Source organism: Geomonas oryzae (assembly GCF_004117875.1).
Lineage (GTDB): Bacteria > Desulfobacterota > Desulfuromonadia > Geobacterales > Geobacteraceae > Geomonas > Geomonas oryzae.
The window spans coordinates 92998-109724 of sequence record NZ_RAHW01000005.1 but is presented as its reverse complement, the minus strand read 5'-3'; the positions used below and the strand labels follow the sequence as shown (position 1 = coordinate 109724).

16 protein-coding genes are annotated in these 16727 nt (G+C 61.5%); 1 reads left to right on the top strand and 15 read right to left on the bottom strand.

Annotation, left to right across the window (positions count from 1 at the left end):
• Window positions 1-537: 537 nt before the first annotated feature.
• From D6Z24_RS13580 to D6Z24_RS13535, 10 genes are all read right to left on the bottom strand, one after another.
• Window positions 538-888: a hypothetical protein gene (locus D6Z24_RS13580; protein ID WP_246014669.1), complete on the bottom strand. Its 351-nt coding sequence runs from the start codon at window positions 886-888 to the stop codon at window positions 538-540.
• 273 nt (window positions 889-1161) lie between these two features.
• Window positions 1162-1365 (bottom strand): hypothetical protein, encoded by a 204-nt coding sequence (locus tag D6Z24_RS13575; RefSeq protein WP_129127142.1) that lies wholly within the window; start codon window positions 1363-1365, stop codon window positions 1162-1164.
• Between the two features lie 65 nt (window positions 1366-1430).
• Complete coding sequence (locus tag D6Z24_RS13570; RefSeq protein ID WP_129127141.1) at window positions 1431-2009, bottom strand: undecaprenyl-diphosphatase; 579 nt, start codon at window positions 2007-2009, stop codon at window positions 1431-1433.
• Between the two features lie 37 nt (window positions 2010-2046).
• Window positions 2047-2949, bottom strand: a complete 903-nt coding sequence (locus D6Z24_RS13565; protein ID WP_129127140.1) for a 4-deoxy-4-formamido-L-arabinose-phosphoundecaprenol deformylase — start codon at window positions 2947-2949, stop codon at window positions 2047-2049.
• Between the two features lie 20 nt (window positions 2950-2969).
• Entirely contained in the window at window positions 2970-3881 is a 912-nt protein-coding gene (locus D6Z24_RS13560; RefSeq protein ID WP_129127139.1) for a formyltransferase, read from the bottom strand.
• Window positions 3871-4809, bottom strand: coding sequence for a glycosyltransferase (locus D6Z24_RS13555; protein WP_129127138.1), 939 nt, complete (start codon window positions 4807-4809; stop codon window positions 3871-3873). The genes D6Z24_RS13560 and D6Z24_RS13555 overlap by 11 nt, the downstream gene beginning before the upstream one ends.
• On the bottom strand, window positions 4806-5969 hold the full coding sequence (locus tag D6Z24_RS13550) for a DegT/DnrJ/EryC1/StrS family aminotransferase (RefSeq protein ID WP_129127137.1): 1164 nt from the start codon (window positions 5967-5969) through the stop codon (window positions 4806-4808). The genes D6Z24_RS13555 and D6Z24_RS13550 overlap by 4 nt, the downstream gene beginning before the upstream one ends.
• Window positions 5970-5982: 13 nt before the next feature.
• Window positions 5983-7023: a bifunctional UDP-4-keto-pentose/UDP-xylose synthase gene (locus D6Z24_RS13545; RefSeq protein WP_129127136.1), complete on the bottom strand. Its 1041-nt coding sequence runs from the start codon at window positions 7021-7023 to the stop codon at window positions 5983-5985.
• Window positions 7024-7079: 56 nt separating this feature from the next.
• Complete coding sequence (locus D6Z24_RS13540) at window positions 7080-8741, bottom strand: glycosyltransferase family 39 protein (protein WP_129127135.1); 1662 nt, start codon at window positions 8739-8741, stop codon at window positions 7080-7082.
• Between the two features lie 221 nt (window positions 8742-8962).
• Window positions 8963-9937: a quinone oxidoreductase family protein gene (locus D6Z24_RS13535; RefSeq protein WP_129127134.1), complete on the bottom strand. Its 975-nt coding sequence runs from the start codon at window positions 9935-9937 to the stop codon at window positions 8963-8965.
• Between the two features lie 160 nt (window positions 9938-10097).
• Here D6Z24_RS13535 and D6Z24_RS13530 point away from each other — a divergent pair, with 160 nt between their 5' ends.
• A complete protein-coding gene (locus D6Z24_RS13530; protein WP_129127133.1) occupies window positions 10098-11813 on the top strand; it encodes a methyl-accepting chemotaxis protein in 1716 nt (571 codons plus the stop codon).
• 107 nt (window positions 11814-11920) lie between these two features.
• Here D6Z24_RS13530 and D6Z24_RS13525 read toward each other — a convergent pair whose 3' ends face one another.
• The 5 genes from D6Z24_RS13525 to D6Z24_RS13505 form a co-directional block, all read right to left on the bottom strand.
• Entirely contained in the window at window positions 11921-12235 is a 315-nt protein-coding gene (locus D6Z24_RS13525; RefSeq protein ID WP_129127132.1) for a CcdB family protein, read from the bottom strand.
• Window positions 12235-12483 carry a type II toxin-antitoxin system CcdA family antitoxin gene (locus D6Z24_RS13520; protein WP_129127131.1) on the bottom strand — a complete coding sequence of 83 codons (249 nt, stop codon included), beginning with the start codon at window positions 12481-12483 and terminating at the stop codon, window positions 12235-12237. The genes D6Z24_RS13525 and D6Z24_RS13520 overlap by 1 nt, the downstream gene beginning before the upstream one ends.
• Before the next feature lie 209 nt (window positions 12484-12692).
• Window positions 12693-12884 (bottom strand): hypothetical protein, encoded by a 192-nt coding sequence (locus tag D6Z24_RS13515; protein ID WP_129127130.1) that lies wholly within the window; start codon window positions 12882-12884, stop codon window positions 12693-12695.
• A gap of 53 nt (window positions 12885-12937) precedes the next feature.
• Window positions 12938-14527 carry a phosphoenolpyruvate carboxykinase (ATP) gene (gene pckA, locus D6Z24_RS13510; protein ID WP_129127129.1) on the bottom strand — a complete coding sequence of 530 codons (1590 nt, stop codon included), beginning with the start codon at window positions 14525-14527 and terminating at the stop codon, window positions 12938-12940.
• 137 nt (window positions 14528-14664) lie between these two features.
• Window positions 14665-16605: a phosphoenolpyruvate carboxykinase (GTP) gene (locus D6Z24_RS13505; protein ID WP_281275033.1), complete on the bottom strand. Its 1941-nt coding sequence runs from the start codon at window positions 16603-16605 to the stop codon at window positions 14665-14667.
• Window positions 16606-16727 lie beyond the last annotated feature (122 nt).

Genomic DNA, 16727 nt, shown 5'->3' with positions numbered 1-16727 from the left:
AGTCATGTACCGTGATGGATGATTAATTTAACTTGATAGATAAGTCATGTACCGAGATGGATAAGTCATGTACCGCGATGGATAAGTCATGTGCCGTGATCGATGACTAATCTAACACGATGGACAAGTCATGTACCGCGATGGATGATTAATCTAACGCGATGGGTCAGTCATGTAACGCGATGGATGATTAATCTATCGTGATGGATAAGTCATGCACCGCGATAGATGATTAATTTATCGCGATGGATAAGTCATGCACCGCGATGGATGATTAATCTATCGAGATAGATAAGTCATGCACCGCGATGGATGATTAATCTACCGCGATGGATAAGTCATGCACCACGATGGATGATTAATATACCGCGGCGGATAACACGTACACCGCGTCCGATGACTTATATACCGGGGCTGATGGGTTGTAAGTGATGGGAGAATGCATACTTACGCCAACTGAGAGAGCCTGTGGGGGAGGAGGGAGAAAAAACGGAGGGGGTGCCTTCAGGCACCCCCTCTGCTTTTTCAAAAAAGAGATCACGCAGGCTCGCCTTCATCGTCCTTGGCGGGCGCCGCGTCGTGATTTGCTGCATTTGCCTTGGAACGACCTCTTCTGTCCTTGGTGAGATCGAATCCCGAAGCGAGGAGGATCTCCGGGGCACGCACTGCGGCCATCTCCAGGAATGAGGCGATCTGGTCCAAGTACTCGACGAGCTGCCGCTGGAGAACGTCGCGCTCGGCTATCATCAGCCTGCTGCCGATCATGGACTCGTGGTACACCGCGTCGTGCTTGTCCGACATTTCGAGATACGGCGTGAGCAGCGTGGCCAGATTCGCCCCCCAGAACGAGTCAGGAAACCTGGTCTTGTCGGTTATGGAGGTCTTCACCCTCTGGTTGACCCCATGAAATTTTGACGGGCCTAGATTCCTGTAATTCCTTTGTATTCGGTGACTTCCCATGTGCACCTCCCTTCATTCGCGCGTGCGAACGGGCAGAACAAACGGTTGGATTTTTATAATCTTTTGGCGCGCCCCGTAGATATTAATGCCTGATGTGAGTAATGCAAGAAGAAATCAGAGGCTGACAGCGCGGCTTTCAGTGATGCAGTTCATGATGGGGGGAAGTGCGGCTTGTGGAGGGTGGTGATGATGTGATGAGTGCTACCTTCTCTTCTCGTGCGCCTTCCGGCCGTGCACCCGCTCATAGGCGCGGCAGAAGGGACAGATGTCCTCTTCCACCTTGGTCACGAAGTCGTAGACCATCCCTTTCTGGTGGTAACGCGCATGCAGGCATACAGGGCAGAGCTCGCATACCTTTGCCATGGCCTTGTCGGTGGCGGTCGGTTCTTTGCGTCGAAGCGTCATGGGGTAACTCCCGAAAAAACAGTGTGAGGCGCCCTATCCTAGATGAAACGGCCGCGCCAAGGCAACTAGAACCTAAGCTTCTTGTCCCAGACCTTCAGGACTAACCGGGTGGCGGGCTCCAGTCGTTTACTAGAGGCGTTGACCAAAGCCGTGGCAAGTATCCCGGTAACTGCACCACCGACCACGTCCAAGGGGTAGTGGGCCCCGGCGTAGACACGTGAGAAGGCAAGCACTGCGGCAAACCCTAAGGACAGAGCACCCGTCTTTTTGTCGGCAAGAAAAAGCGAGGAGGCGAGTGAAAAGCCGCCTGTTGAGTGGTCGCTCGGAAAGGAAGGATCGGGTGAACGGTCCAGCAGCAGCGATACCGTGTGTTCCGCGTAGGGGCGCGGCCGGAAGTAGAGATGCCCTACCAACTGGTTCATCCCCAGCCCGATCATCGCAGAAAAGATCGCCAGCATCACGGCGGTCCGGTTTGCCATCTTGGCTTCCGGGGTGTCGGAGGTGCCGAACCAGGTCCTCAAAAGGATAAGGGCGAAAAGAAGCGGACCGTATTTAGCGATGCAGACCATGGCGGTATCGAGTACCGCGGATTTGCCGGCGAGGCCGTTAATCAGGTGAAAAAGCGTGAGATCTGCGTCGAGCATGGGGCGTTATTCCCGATGGGCTTTGTGACAGTCACAACTAAGGTTTTTGCAGGGCGACCGGCATGGCTCTGCCGGCGATGGTCCCCATTTCGACGTTGCACGGGGGGGCGCTTGCGCCGTACTCGTTGGCAGCCTCCCGCAACGTGATGAAACGCACCCCTCGCTTTGACAGCGCCGTGAGGAGTTCCCGGAAGGTGTCGATCATGGCGTTCCCCTCGAGTTCGGCGTGGATGGTGTGAACGTTGAGTCCGGGACGCAGACGGGCAAGGTAAACGTCGTTCACCGTGGCGGCAGTCACGCCGTTTTCTCCGATGAGCTCATCCATGGTGGGCCAAGTTGAAGGGATCTGCAGAGTCTTGAAGCGCTTTCCGGCGAGAACCGGATAGAAGGGGGAGTCTCCCCTCGTATCGCTGCAATAGGCGAAGCCCATGGCGTCCTGGATTTCAAGGGATGCGGAGCTTACCGTCCACCCGGGCGCGGCACTGGTCCGGGCGCGGCAGCTGAAGATCGACTCGAAGGTGGAAGCGGCACGTTCCAGAGCCGCTTCCACCTGCTCCGGCGTGAAGCGGTGCAGGTGGTCGTGCCAGTCGACGTGGTCCCAGCAGTGGATCCCCACCTCGTGTCCCGCATCCCTCACGCTCCTGATGACGTCCGGCAGTCCTTTGCCGATCATCGGGGCGGGGAGCAGGGTGCCGTAGAGCATGGTCTTCAGCCCGTACATGGCGGGCGCCTTGGTGCGCAGCATCTTGGCGAGAAAGCCCTTGTGCAGCAGGCGGCGCACCGCCTTGCCGGAGTTGTCGGGGCCGAAGGAGAAATAGAAGGTGGCGCGCACCCCGAACTCGTCGAGGATGCGCAGCAGGTTCGGAATGCCGTCGCGGGTGCCGCAGAAGGTATCGACGTCGACCTTCAGGGCAACGGTTTCCCTGCTGTTTTCGGACATGTCGGCTCCGTTTGGCGTGATCATGCGAGGAGTTCGCCCAGGCAGGGGGTCTTTTCCGCGAACGCTTCGGCGGAAAGCTCGGCCTCTCCTTCCATCTGCAGGCGCCGGATTTCCAGCAGCCCCGCGCCGGTGCCTACACGCAGCGGCTCTGTAGAGACCACGCGCCCCGGTTCAGCCTCCCCGGTGACCGGAAGCGCTTGCCAGATGAAGACCCTGCGGCCGGATAACGTGGTGAAGGCGCCGGGATACGGATGGGTCACGCCGCGCACCAGGTTGTAGATGCGTTCCGCGTCGAGGCTCCAGTCTATGCGGCCGTCTTCGGGACGGCGACCGCCGCAGTAGTTCCCCGCCTTGAGGTCCATCGGGATGCGGGGCGCTGTCCCGGCGACAAGCTGCGGCCACGCCCGGCGCAGTACGGTTACGGCCGCCTCGGTTACCTTTTTGAAGACGTCGAAGGCGGTATCCTCAAAGGCTATCTCCACCGCTTCCTGATCGACGATCTCGCCTGCATCCGGCTTTTCCACCATGTAATGCAGGGTCGCCCCGGTTTGCTTCTCGCCGTTTATCACGGCCCAGTTGATCGGTACGCGCCCGCGGTACCTCGGGAGGTAGGAGCCGTGCAGGTTGAGGGCGCCGCGCCGTGCAAGGGAGAGCACCTCCGGCTCGATCATGTTGCGGTAGTAGAAGGACAGCAGGAAGTCGGGGGCGAGTGCCGCAACCATCTCGCGGTTCTCTAAAGCGTTGATGCTGCCGGTAACGCAGGGGATGCCGTGGCGCGCCGCGAGGTCCCGCACGCTGTCAAACCAGATCTCCTCGTTTGCCGAGTCCTCATGGCTGAAGACGAGACGGACGTCCGCCCCCTGCCGGATAAGCTCTTCGAGGCAGCGGTAGCCCACGTTGTGGTAGGCGCAGACGACGACCTTATCCTTCATCGCTTCCTCCGTGTATCCTGCGCACCACGTAGCGCGGCCTGCGCCGAACCTCCTGGTAAATCCTCCCCACGTACTCGCCCACGATGCCGATCCCGAAGATGGTTATACCGAGGAAGAAGAACAGGATGGCGAAAAGGGTGAACACCCCTTCGACCTCGGCACCGACCAGGAAGCGCCTGACGATAAGGAAGACGGCGAAGGCGACGGCACCCAGAGAGGTGATGATCCCGGTGAGGGCGAAAAGCTGCAGCGGCACCACCGAGAATCCGGTCATGAGGTCGAAGTTCAGGCGCACCAGCTTGTAGAGCGAGTACTTGCTTTCCCCTTCGCTGCGCTCCGCGTGCGCCACGGTGATCTCGCTGGGGCTCGAGGCGAAGGTCTGGGCCAGGGCCGGGATGAAGGTGCTCGCCTCGCCGCAGCGGTTGATGTTGTTCACGACGTTTCGGTGGTAGGCCCGCAACATGCAGCCGTAGTCGGTCATCTTCATGCCCGTCATCTTGCGGGTCGTCACGTTGACCAGGCGCGAGGCGCTCTTGCGGAAGAAGGTGTCCTGACGCTTCATCCGGATGCTCCCGACGACGTCGTGCCCTTTTTCCATCTCGGCCACGAGCTTCGGGATCTCCTCCGGCGGGTTCTGCAGGTCGGCGTCCAGGGTGACCACCACCTCGCCCCGGCTGATCTCGAACGCCGCGAGGATGGCCATGTGCTGACCGAAGTTGCCGTTGAACTCGATCACCCGCACCTCGGGGTAGGCTTCCGCAAAGCCCCGCAGGATTTCCAGGGAGCGGTCGCGGCTGCCGTCGTCGGTGAAGATGATCTCGAAGGGGCGCCCCATCCCGCGCAGCACGGGGTAGAGGCGGCCCATCAGGTTTTCCAGGTTCCCTTCCTCGTTGTAGACGGGAACCACGATGGAGAGGTACGGGGTCATTTGCGGTTCCTTGCGATCACCGTCTTCACCGCCTCGACCACGTCGCTTGCGTCCGCATCGGTCATCTTCGGGAAGAGCGGCAGCGACAGGATGCGGTCGGAGGCGTAGTCGGCGTTCGGGAGCGAGCCTTCGGGCTGGGGCAGGTTTTCCTGGTACCAGCTATGCCGGTGCACCGCCTTGTAGTGCAGCCCGCTGCCGATGTTGAGTTCCTTCAACCGGGCCATGAAACCGTCGCGGTCGATCGTCAGCCGCTCTATCTTCACGAGCGGCGTGTAGAGGTGCCAGGCGTGGCGCTGCTGGTACGGGGCGTACGCCGGTAGGCAGAGCTCGGCGACGTCGGCGAAGGCTTCGTTGTAGAAATGGGCGATCTCGGTGCGCCGCTCGATGAAGCCGTCGAGCTTGGGCAGCTGGTGGATGCCGATGGCTGCCTGGATGTCCATCATGTTGTACTTGAAGCCGGGGAGCACGATGTCGTAGTTCGGCGTCCCGCTCGCGGCGAAGCGCTTCCACGCCTCGCGGCTCATGCCGTGGAACTTGAGCAGCGACACCTCTTCGGCAAGCGTCTCGTTCGGCGTGCAGACCATGCCGCCTTCGCCGGTTGTGATGTTCTTGTTCGGGTGGAAGGAGAATATCGAGATGCTGTCCAAGGAGCCGATCCTGCGTCCCTTGTACTCGGTTCCGGCGGCGTGGGCCGCGTCCTCGATGACGGTGAGATCGAACTCGCGGGCGAGCTCGAAGATCGGGTCCATGTCGCAGGGCTGTCCGGCGAAGTGCACCGGGATGATGGCCCTGGTGCGGGAGGTGATCTTCTCGCGCACGCGGGTCACGTCCAGGTTCAAAGTCCCCGGCTCGATGTCCACGAGGACCGGCTTCAGCCCGCACAGCACGCAGATGCTCACCGTGGAGGCGAAAGTCATCGGCGTCGTGATGACCTCGTCTCCCTCGCGAAACTTCAGCGCCAGCAGGGCGAGGTGGAGCCCCGCCGTGGCCGAGGAGAGGGGAACGGCGAACGGCGCCCCGACATAGGAGCGGAACTCTTCCTCGAAGCGCTTCACTTTCGGGCCGGTGGTGATCCAGCCGGATTTTAGAGAGTCGACCACCTCGGCGATCTCCGCGTCGTCGATGGTCGGAGTGGAAAAGGGCAGAAACTCGCTGCGCACGTGGCCTCCGGAATTACAAAAGGTGCTGGATGGTTTCCCGCTGCTCGATCAGGTAGAAATCGAGGGTCTGCTTCAAGGCGTCTTCCACCGAGGTGGTCGGCTCCCATCCCAGGCGCTGCTTGGCGTTTTTAACCGAAGGAACCCTGTTCAGCATGTCCTGGTATCCCTTGCCGTAGAACTTGTCGGAGGTGACCTCGATGATGCGGCACGCTTTCGCCTTCTCCTCGTAACCGGGATACTGCCCTACCATCTCGAGGAGTTTTTCGGCCAGTTCCTTGACCGACAGGTCGTTGTCGGGGTTGCCGATGTTGAAGATGCCGGCATCGGCGCAGCCGTCGCGGTTCTCGATGATGCGCATCAGGCAACCGATCCCGTCCTCCAGGAAGGTGAAGGAGCGGCGCTGCTCGCCGCCGTCCACAAGCTGTATCGGCTCGCCTGCCAGGATGTTGTAGAGGAACTGTGTCAGGACGCGGGAACTCCCCTCCTTCGCGGTGCTGATGGAGTCAAGCTTCGGACCGATCCAGTTGAAGGGGCGGAACAGGGTGTAACGCAGCCCCTCGTGGGCGCCGTAGGCGTAGATGACCCGGTCCAGCATCTGCTTCGCGCAGGAGTAGATCCAGCGTTCCTTGTTGATGGGGCCCAGCATGAGCGGCGAGCTCTCCTCGTCGAACTCCCGGTCCGGGCTCATGCCGTACACCTCGGAGGTCGAGGGGAAGATGATGCGCTTGTTGTATTTCGCGCAGAGGCGGATCACCTTGAGGTTTTCCTCGAAGTCGAGCTCGAAGACCCGGAGCGGGTCCTTGACGTAAGTGACGGGGGTCGCTATGGCAACCAGCGGCAGCACCACGTCGCACTTCTTGATGTTGTACTCGATCCACTCCTTGTTGATGGTGATGTCGCCTTCGAGGAAGTGAAAGCGCGGATGCCCCATGGAGCGCTCCAGTTTGTCGCAGGCCATGTCGAGGCCGTAGACCTCCCAGTCCGTGGTGGTGAGAATACGGTGGGTGAGGGCGTTGCCGATGAAGCCGTTCACTCCGAGGATCAGTACCTTCATATCTTTCTCCTTTGCTGCTGATGAGGCTTAGGCGGCGTGCGAGGCGGCCTGTTGGTTTATCTGTTGGTTACGAGGTAGTGCTTGGAGCTTTGCCAGAGGATGCGCGGGGAGGCCTTGCCCTCGTGGGAAAGCTCGGGCAGGTACTTGCGCAGAATCATCGCGTACACGGGTCGCGGTCCGTCCCAGAGCGCGAGGAAGCGCGTCTGGTCGAGGAACCAGGCGGACTGGTCGCCGATCTTGCTGCCGAATTCGATTTCGCCGGTGCCGCCGAAGATCGCCACGCGGCGCCCCGAGTAGAAGGAGAGCCCCTGGCGCAGACCCTGGCTTACGAGCACCGCGTCGGGTCCGGCCAGTCTTTTCACGATTTCACCAGGCTCCCGGTACGATTTACGCTCCGCGAAGAGCGGATAGATGAAGTTCGGTGCGGCCAGAAATAACAGGACCGAGCCGAGCAGCATCCCCGTGAAGAGTCCGCGCGGGTCCTGACGCATGGCGGCACCGACGGAAAAGGCCCCCTGCACGAGCAGTATCGAGCCTACGACGAGTCCGCCGATCGGGGCGACGAGCGGTCTGTGGGCGACCAGCGGGTAAATCATCGAACCGCAGCCGAGAAGGACGAGGAGCCAGCCGAAGGCGAGCGCCGGGCGGCGCAGGGGACGGAAGTCACCGTTTAGCGCCTTGTCGAACAGCACGGCGATCAGTACGGCGAGCGCCGGGTAGACCGGCAGGATGTAGGCCGGCAGCTTCGAGTTCGACTTGGAAAAGAACAGGAAGATGATGATGGCCCAAAGCGCGAGGTAGAGGCGGGACTCCCCGCCGGGAACGGAGCGCTCGCGCCAGAATCCCCGCAGCGCCGCAGGGATGAAGAAGGACCATGGGATCATGAAGCCGAACAGGATCGGGATGAAGTACCAAAACGGCTGGTAGCGGTGGTGCACCTTGGTCAGGAAGCGCTCGAAGTGTTCGTGGATGAAGAAGAACTGGAAGAACTCGGGGTTGCGTTGGCACACGACCACAAACCACGGGGCGGCGACCGCGAGAAAGAGCATTATGCCGGTTGGCAGACGCATCTCCTTCAGGATGCGCCAGCGCCGGGTCAGCGCGATGTGCCAGAAGATCACCGCGCCGGGGAGGACGATGCCGATCAACCCCTTGGCGAGGACCGCGAGAGCGGCGAAAAGGTAGAAGAGGTAATAGTAGCCGGGCCTTGGGTGGTCGGCGTCCCTGGCGGCGAGGATGTAGCTTCCAAGGGCCACCGTCATGGTGAAGGTGAGGGGGATGTCGGTCAGGTTCATCCTGCTCTGGATCAGGAAGCCGGTGCACCCTCCGAGGACCAGGGCGCTTAGCAGTCCGACACGGCGCCCGAAGAGTTCGCGCCCCAGATGGTAGCTGAAGAGCACCGTGCCGAGCCCGCTCAGGGCGCAGGCCAGACGGGCGGCAAACTCGCTGATGCCGAACAAGGTGAAGGAGAGGGCGTTCAGCCAGTAGAGAAGCACCGGCTTTTCGAAGTACTTGACGTAGTTCAGAAGCGGGGTGATCAGGTCGCCGCGCTCCAGCATCTCGCGCGGGATCTCCGCGTAGCGGGTTTCGTCCGGGTCGATGAGCGGGTAGTGGCCGAGCAACTGCAGGAAGAGTACACCAAAGAGAAGGGCAAGTATCAGGAGGTCACGGCGGCGCGACGCATCGGGGCGGGTCACGAAGTCAATCGGATTCTGCATGGGGCACAACTCCAGGGATACGGTCGATCACGGGGACCCCTCATGGCATCGCCGAACGCATGCCAATATAGGAAAATTTGTATTACCTGAAAATGACATCAACATTACAATACTGTCATCTGGAGAGGCGCGTCGACCGGACCTAAGACGAGAGAAGTAGATGAAAGACGCCGCGCCGCCCGCTCATGGCGTCAAAGGCGCGGCGTCGTCGGAATACCGGATCAGTCCGTGAGTAGTATTGTGGAGCCTGTGGTTCTGCGGCCCTCCAGATCCTGGTGCGCCAGGGGTGCTTGCTGCAGGGGGTACCGCTGGTTGATCTCGATCTTCACGGCGCCGGAGGTGACTACGCCGAAGAGTTCGGCGGCGGCTTCCTCGAGGTCGGAGCGCCGTGCGATGTAGGTGGCGAGGGTGGGGCGGGTGACGTAGAGTGAGCCCAGCTGGGAGAGCAGCAGCAGGTCGAGCGGCGGGACGGGCCCCGAGGCGTTGCCGAAAGAGACCATCAGCCCGCGGGGGCGCAGTGATTTGAGCGAGGTCTCGAAGGTGTCCTTGCCGACGGAGTCGTACACGACCGCGGCGCCTGCGCCGCCCGTGATCTCCTTCACGCGCTCGAGGATGTTTTCTCTCCGGTAATCGATGCAGAAATCGGCGCCGTTTTGCCGCGCGAGCGCGCACTTCGCTTCCGAGCCGGCCGTGCCGATCACCTTCGCCCCCAGCATCCTCAGCCATTGGCATGCGATGGTCCCGACGCCGCCTGCCGCCGCGTGGAATACCACCGTGTCACCGGCCTCCACCCGGTAGGTCCTGCGGATCAGGTACTGGACGGTGAGCCCCTTGAGCATCATGGCCGCCGCCTGCTCGAAGGAGATGTCGTCGGGGAGGAGGCAAAGCCGCTCCGCCTTGATGTTCCTCACTTCGCAGTACGCCCCCATCACCCCCGCGTAGGCGACGCGGTCGCCGGGTTTGACCAGCGTCACCCCGGCCCCGACGGCCTCGACTACGCCGGCTCCTTCGTTGCCGGCGATGGACGGCAGAGGCACCTTGTAAAGCCCGCTGCGCTGGTAGACGTCCACGAAGTTGACCCCCACCGCCTTGTGGCGGACGCGTGCCTCTCCCTGTCCCGGTTCCGGCACGTCGACGTCCGTCCACTTCATCACCTCCGGGCCTCCGAACTGTTCGAAGCAAATAGCTTTAGGCATCGTAGTCTCCTTTAACGCAGGGTGTACGTTTTCTCTTATTCCTGCCGGTCGAGTATTGTCTCAAGTAACCTCTGGCCGTGCCGAAACTGCTACGTATTGCAGTAGTAATAACGGCGATGACAGATATGCGGCAGCCAAATGATAGCAGGAGGAGCGCGCTATGCAAAGCAGCAGGTTCAGCATCAAGGTGAAGGTTCTGGGAGGGGCTTCACTCGTAGTCATGTTGCTTGCCGTGGTGCTTATCGGCATCGCCCGGCAAGCCATCCTGAGCACCAACGAGAAGGGGTATCAGACCCTGAAGGCGAAAGCGATCGAGTTGCGCAAGCAGGAACTGAAGAGCGAGATAACCGTGGCCCTTGGCATCATCGACGCGGTGTACAAGGAGGCCCAGGCGTCAGGGGGCGACATGGAGGCGGCCAAGAAGCACGCCCTGGAACTGCTGCGCCCGGTCCGTTTCTTTGAGAACAAGAGCGGCTACTTCATGGTGCACCAACTGGAAGGTGAGCGCAGTCGTGCCATCATGGTTCCGGTGAAGACGGAGCTTGAGGGGAAGGACATCACCGATCTGAAGGACAAAAAGGACAAGATGTTCGTGCGCGAGTTCGTAAAGGCGGCGCGCGCGGGGGGCGGTTTCGTGGAATACGCCTTCCCTAAGACTCCTGACGGGCAGCCGTTGCCGAAGCTCACCTACATAGGACACTTCGCTCCGTGGGACTGGGAGGTGGGGACCGGTGTCTATACCGATGACGTGGAAGCTGAGGCAGCCAAGGTCAGGGAGGAGGGGGTCTCGCATGCCAACCTGCAGTTCACCTGGATGCTGGGGGCGGCGGTGGTGGTGCTCGTTCTCAGCGTGGTCGCGCTGGGCTTCGGAGTCGGCCTCGCGCTGAAGCCGCTGCGCAGCATCGTGGATATGGCCCGGGAACTGGCCCAGGGAGAAGGGGACCTGACCAGGAGGTTGCCGGTCAACTCGCAGGACGAGGTGGGGAAGCTCTCCGAGGCCTTCAACCTTTTCATCGAGAAGATCCAGTTGATCATGCAGGAGGTGGTCTCGGAAAGCCGGGAAGTCGGCAACTCAAGCGAGCGGCTCTCCGGCATCTCCGAGGGGATCGCGGCGGACATCGACGATCTCGCCGCGAAGTCGGCGTCGGTTGCCACGGCAAGCGAGCAGATGGCCGCCACGACCAATGACATCGCTGCCAATTGCATGAGCGCCGCCGAGGGGGCGAAGCTTGCGAGCAGCAAGGCGATGAGCGGTGCCTCCATCCTCGACAAGACCCTCGAGTCGATGCGCCGCCTGGCCGAACAGGTGACCGCCTCGGCCCAGACCGTGGAAGGGCTTGGCGCCCGCTCGGACCAGATCGGCGCCATCATCAGCACCATCGAGGACATCGCCGACCAGACGAATCTTCTGGCGCTTAACGCCGCCATCGAAGCGGCGCGCGCGGGCGAGCAGGGGCGCGGCTTCGCGGTGGTGGCCGACGAGGTGCGCGCCTTGGCCGAGCGTACCGCCCGGGCCACCCGCGAGATAGGCGAGATGATCAAGGGAATCCAGTCCGAGACGAAGGCTGCGGTCGCCGTCATGGAGGCCGGGGTGCGCGAGGTTGAGATCGGCAGCGAGGAGGCCGCCCGTTCCGGAACCGCGCTGAAGGAGATCCTCGACCAGGTGGACCATGTCACGTCGCAGGTGAACCAGATCGCCACCGCCGCCGAGGAGCAGAGCGCCGCAACCGGCGAGATCGCGGCCAACGTGCAGCAGGTGAACGAGGGACTGCAGGAGGGGGCGCGGAGCCTCAGGGACTCTTCGCAGCTCGCCCGCGGCATGAAGGACCGCTCAGACGGATTGAACCGCGTCATCGGGAGGTTCCGCCTCTCCTAGCCGTTTCCTTCTGCTTCTTCAAAAATGGAAAGGCCGCCCGTGGAAGGGCGGCCTTTCTCCGTTGATGCTCTCAATAATGAGTAATGACACGATGAAAAGCTGACCCGTTAAAACCCCATGAACAGGAAGTCCAAAGCGGCGATGATCTCTGCACGTGAATCTTTGAGAGTGCCTGTCTTCGCACCAAGCTGCCGGATGTGTATGCCTGACAACTCCGCCGTGGACATGACTACGGTCTTCCCTTCAACTACGAACTGCGGGTTGAGAAGCCTGATCGGGGTTCCCATCGTCGCCGCGGCGACAAGCGGGACCACAACGCGAGTCGCGAGCTTGTTGAGCAAGTCGGCCTGCACGTCGAGGAGGTAAGGCACCGAAGTCCTGGAATGAGGGTCCGGATTCTCGTAAACGTCGAACTGCCCCATCAGAACTGCCTCCGGCCGTCTCCGAAGGTTCCTTCGGCCTCCACGCGGCGATTGTAATCTTCAATGCCCTCTTTGTTCTCTTCGTTCCAGTGCAGGTGAAATTCTTCCCTCAGCATCTCGGCAAGCCGTGCTTCCAGGGCCTGTGAAAGATTGATGCGTCGCTCTTTTGCTTGGCGAAGCAGGTCGCTGTTGATGCTGAGGTTGGTCGATTTTTTCGGGGCATCGGGGTCAAAGATGTTTATTTGCATAAGAGCTCCTGCGCATCGGCTATGCGCACAGCATACATTCATTCGCTGTTCCCTTCAAACCTTCTCTGTACGGCAATCCGGATGAGGCCTTCGTCCACGCAAAAAGGCCGCCCCGTAAGGGCGGCCTTTTCTCTTTATGCTTGCTGCCACGGAGGCGGCCGGAGGCACGAAAGGATCGCGTTGCTGCCGGTCGCCCCCGTGACAATGGGTTACGAAACCATTTCGCAGTCGTCTTCGGGCCAGCTGTCGAGGCTGCCGTCGGAGAGTTCCACCTGGACGGTGTCCCCCTCGATGGTGCAGCCGTAACTGAGACCGGTCTCGCCGGTCCTCTTGTTGCGTACCTGCACCCGCTGCTCCCTTCTCTCCGTGGTATCACAAATCTCCGAATGTACCCGTTTCATGGTAACCTCCTGAGCCGTTGTTTTAATGATAGCAACGTCGAAGCGCGATGCAACTAGAGAACTGCGGCGATCTCCGGTGACGCGCTCTCCTTGAACTGCTCGAAATTGTGACGGAACATCTCTACGAGCTTTTGCGCCGTCGCGTCGTACGCCGCCTTGTCGCTCCAGGCGTTTCTCGGGTTGAGGATTTCCTGCGGCAAACCGGGGCAGGAGACGGGGATGTTAAGGCCGAAAACCGGATCCTTCACGAAGTCACCCTGCGCGAGCGTGCCGTCGAGTGCCGCGTTCACCAGCGCACGCGAATAGGATATCTTCATCCTCCCTCCCACTCCGGGGCCTCCGCCGCTCCATCCCGTGTTGACCAGCCAGCAGTCGACCTCCCTCGCCGCGATCTTCTTGCCGAGGAGGTCCGCGTAGAGCGAAGGCTTGAGCGCCATGAAGGGGGCGCCGAAGCAGGCGGAGAAGGTCGCCTGCGGCTCGGTGACCCCCGCCTCGGTGCCGGCGACCTTCGCCGTGTAGCCGGAGAGGAAGTGGTACATCGCCTGCTCGGGGGTGAGCTTCGCGATCGGGGGGAGCACGCCGAAGGCGTCGCAGGTCAGCATGATGATGTTGTTCGGGTGCCCACCCGCCCCGGACGGGACGATGTTCGGGATGTGGGTTATGGGATATGAGGCCCGGGTGTTTTCGGTGAAGGAGGCGTCGTCCAGGTCGATACGGCGCGAGATGGTGTCGATCGCGACGTTCTCGAGGATGGTGCCGAACCTCCTGGTGCACTGGTAGATCTCCGGTTCGCTCTCGGGGGAGAGGTTGATCACCTTGGCGTAGCATCCCCCCTCGAAGTTGAACACGCCGTCCTCGTCCCAGCCGTGTTCGTCGTCGCCGATCAAGAGCCGGTTCGGTGCCGCGGAGAGCGTCGTCTTGCCGGTGCCGGAGAGGCCGAAGAAGACGGCGACGTCCCCCTGCGGGCCGGTGTTGGCCGAGCAGTGCATCGACATCACGTTCTTTTGCGGCAGCAGGTAGTTCAGCACGGTGAAGATCGACTTCTTGATCTCGCCTGCGTAGCTGGTGCCGCCGATGATGACGAGCTTCCTCGCGAAATTGATGATGATGAAGGCCTCGGAGTTGGTGCCGTCGATCTTCGGTTGGGCGTGGAAGGCGGGAAGGTCGATGACGGTGAACTCGGTCTTGTGGGTGAGGAGCTCTTCCTGGGTGGCGCGCAGGAACATGTTGCGGGCGAACAGCGAGTGCCAGGCGCGCTCGCTTATGATGCGCACCGGGATGCGGTGCGCGGGGCTTGCCCCGGCGAAGCAGTCCTGCACGAAGAGGTCGCGACCCTGCATGTAGTTGCACATCTTCTTGTAGAGCGCATCGAAGCGTTCCGCTTCGAAGGGGCGGTTCACCTTGCCCCAGTTGACGAGGTGGCTGCTCGAGGGCTCCTCGACGATGAACTTGTCGTTGGCTGCGCGCCCGGTGTAGTGGCCGGTCTTTACGGTGAGGGCTCCCATGTGGGAGATGAGTCCCTCGCCGCGCCGGACCACCTGTTCGTAAAGGACTGAGGTGGGGGAGGTCCAGTAGATGAGGTTCGCGTTGGTGATGCCGTGTTCTTCCAGTCCGTGGCCTCTGGTTATGTCGTTTAATCTCACTGCGTCCTCCCTCTCATTGTATCTGCGACGAGATTAAAAGATATCAGGAGCGGTTATGTTTGCAACCGCCGCTGCAAAGAGAAAGGGCCCCGATCTTTCGATCGGGGCCCTCGTTGTTCATCCAGTTTTTCAACGCGTTAGTCGTTGAAGCCTTCCTCGGGGGTCAGCGGGTTGAACTGCTCCCAGTGCTCCGGGGAACGCCACAGGCCGGAAAGGATCATCTCGCGGATGTGGAGGAACTCCTTCGGGAGACGGTCGTACATCTTCACGAAGAGCTCCTCGTGGGAGAGGATCTCCTCCTTCCAGACGTCACGGTCGATGGACATGAGCTCGTGGTACTGCTCGCGGGAAACCGAGCCGAGGCCGGTCCAGTCGATGTCCTCGTAGCGCGGCATCCAGCCGAGCGGGCTCTCCACGGAAGCGCCGCGGCCGTTGGCGCGGTCGGCGATCCACTTGAGAACGCGCATGTTCTCGCCGAAGCCCGGCCAGAGGAACTTGCCGTTGGCGTCTTTTCTGAACCAGTTGACGGAGAAGATGCGCGGCGGGTTCGGGGTGGTGCGGCCGACCTGCAGCCAGTGGTTGAAGTAGTCCGCCACGTGGTAGCCGGTGAAGGGCAGCATCGCGAACGGGTCGCGGCGTACGTTGCCGATGGCGCCGACCGCGGCCGCGGTGGTCTCGCTCCCCATGGTGGCTGCGAGGTACACGCCGTAGCTCCAGTTGAAGGCCTGGTAGACGAGCGGGATCACGTTGTTGCGACGGCCGCCGAACACGAACGCCTTCATCGGAACGCCCTTCGGGTCTTCCCAGGCGGGGTCGATGGAGGGGCACTGGGAAGCCGGGGAGGTGAAGCGGGAGTTCGGGTGCGCCGCGTTTTTGCCGCAGCCCGGGGTCCACGCGTTACCCTGCCAGTCGGTCAGTTTCGCGGGGAGCTCGTCGGTCATCCCTTCCCACCAGACGTCGCCGTCTTCGGTGAGCGCCACGTTGGTGAAGATGGTGTTCTTGGCGCAGGAGTGCATCGCGTTCGGGTTGGACTTGAACGAGGTGCCGGGGGCCACGCCGAAGAAGCCCGCTTCCGGGTTGATGGCGTAGAGCTGGCCGTCCGGGCCGGGCTTGATCCACGCGATGTCGTCGCCGACGGTGGAGATCTTGTAGCCGCTCTGCTTGAAGTGGTCGGGCGGGACCAGCATGGAGAGGTTGGTCTTGCCGCAGGCGCTCGGGAAGGCTGCGCCGAGGTAGGTCTTCTCGCCTTCCGGGGTCTCTATGCCGAGGATCAGCATGTGCTCGGCGAGCCACCCTTCGTCCTTGGCGATCTTGGAGGCGATCCTGAGCGCGAGGCATTTCTTGCCGAGAAGCGCGTTGCCGCCGTAGCCGGAACCGAAGGACCAGATGGAGCGCTCCTCCGGGAAGTGAACGATGTACTTCTCCTTGTTGCACGGCCAGGGCACGTCTTTCTGGCCCGCGGCAAGCGGTGCGCCGACCGAGTGGAGGCAGGGGACGAACTCGCCGTTCTCGCCAAGGATGTCGATGACCTTCTTGCCCATGCGGGTCATGATCTTCATGTTGACCGCGACGTAGGCGGAGTCGGAGATCTCGACGCCGATCTTGGCGATGTTGGAGCCCAGGGGACCCATGGAGAAGGGGATGACGTACATGGTGCGCCCCTTCATGCAGCCGGTGAAGAGACCGGTCAAGGTCTTCTTCATCTCTTTGGGGGGCATCCAGTTGTTGGTCGGGCCGGCGTCCTGTTTCGCGATGGAGCAGATGAAGGTGCGGTCTTCGACGCGCGCGACGTCGCCGGGGTCGGACCAGGCGAGGTAGCTGTTCGGACGCTTCTCCGGGTTCAGCTTCTTGAAGGTGCCCCCCTTGACGAGCTGCTCGCAGAGGCTGTCGTACTCCGCCTCGCTGCCGTCACACCAGTGGATCTGGTCCGGCTGGCACATCTCTGCCACTTCCTTCACCCAGGCCAACAGTTGCTTGTTCTTTACTTCGTAACTCATGCCTATTCCCTCCTTTGGGTATTTCGACGCGATAACACGTGACGCTAATGTCTCTTGGGTGTTGCTGATCATCGTTTCCATGGGTCACCCTCCTTCGCCTTAGGTGGCGGAAGACCGAGAGGAGACGGCGGGTGCAAACGTATCCGCTGCCGGAATTTCCGGTCGGTCTGCTGTTTGGAATATGTGCTGCGTTCGATTACGGG

What these genes read in the sequence shown, in the direction of transcription:
- D6Z24_RS13575 (WP_129127142.1), bottom strand. Translation starts at nt 1,365, where the DNA reads ATGACGCTTCGACGCAAAGAACCGACCGCCACCGACAAGGCCATGGCA.
- D6Z24_RS13570 (WP_129127141.1), bottom strand. Translation starts at nt 2,009, where the DNA reads ATGCTCGACGCAGATCTCACGCTTTTTCACCTGATTAACGGCCTCGCC.
- D6Z24_RS13565 (WP_129127140.1), bottom strand. Translation starts at nt 2,949, where the DNA reads ATGTCCGAAAACAGCAGGGAAACCGTTGCCCTGAAGGTCGACGTCGAT.
- D6Z24_RS13560 (WP_129127139.1), bottom strand. Translation starts at nt 3,881, where the DNA reads ATGAAGGATAAGGTCGTCGTCTGCGCCTACCACAACGTGGGCTACCGC.
- D6Z24_RS13555 (WP_129127138.1), bottom strand. Translation starts at nt 4,809, where the DNA reads ATGACCCCGTACCTCTCCATCGTGGTTCCCGTCTACAACGAGGAAGGG.
- D6Z24_RS13545 (WP_129127136.1), bottom strand. Translation starts at nt 7,023, where the DNA reads ATGAAGGTACTGATCCTCGGAGTGAACGGCTTCATCGGCAACGCCCTC.
- D6Z24_RS13540 (WP_129127135.1), bottom strand. Translation starts at nt 8,741, where the DNA reads ATGCAGAATCCGATTGACTTCGTGACCCGCCCCGATGCGTCGCGCCGC.
- D6Z24_RS13535 (WP_129127134.1), bottom strand. Translation starts at nt 9,937, where the DNA reads ATGCCTAAAGCTATTTGCTTCGAACAGTTCGGAGGCCCGGAGGTGATG.
- D6Z24_RS13530 (WP_129127133.1), top strand. Translation starts at nt 10,098, where the DNA reads ATGCAAAGCAGCAGGTTCAGCATCAAGGTGAAGGTTCTGGGAGGGGCT.
- D6Z24_RS13525 (WP_129127132.1), bottom strand. Translation starts at nt 12,235, where the DNA reads ATGGGGCAGTTCGACGTTTACGAGAATCCGGACCCTCATTCCAGGACT.
- D6Z24_RS13520 (WP_129127131.1), bottom strand. Translation starts at nt 12,483, where the DNA reads ATGCAAATAAACATCTTTGACCCCGATGCCCCGAAAAAATCGACCAAC.
- D6Z24_RS13515 (WP_129127130.1), bottom strand. Translation starts at nt 12,884, where the DNA reads ATGAAACGGGTACATTCGGAGATTTGTGATACCACGGAGAGAAGGGAG.
- D6Z24_RS13505 (WP_281275033.1), bottom strand. Translation starts at nt 16,605, where the DNA reads ATGGAAACGATGATCAGCAACACCCAAGAGACATTAGCGTCACGTGTT.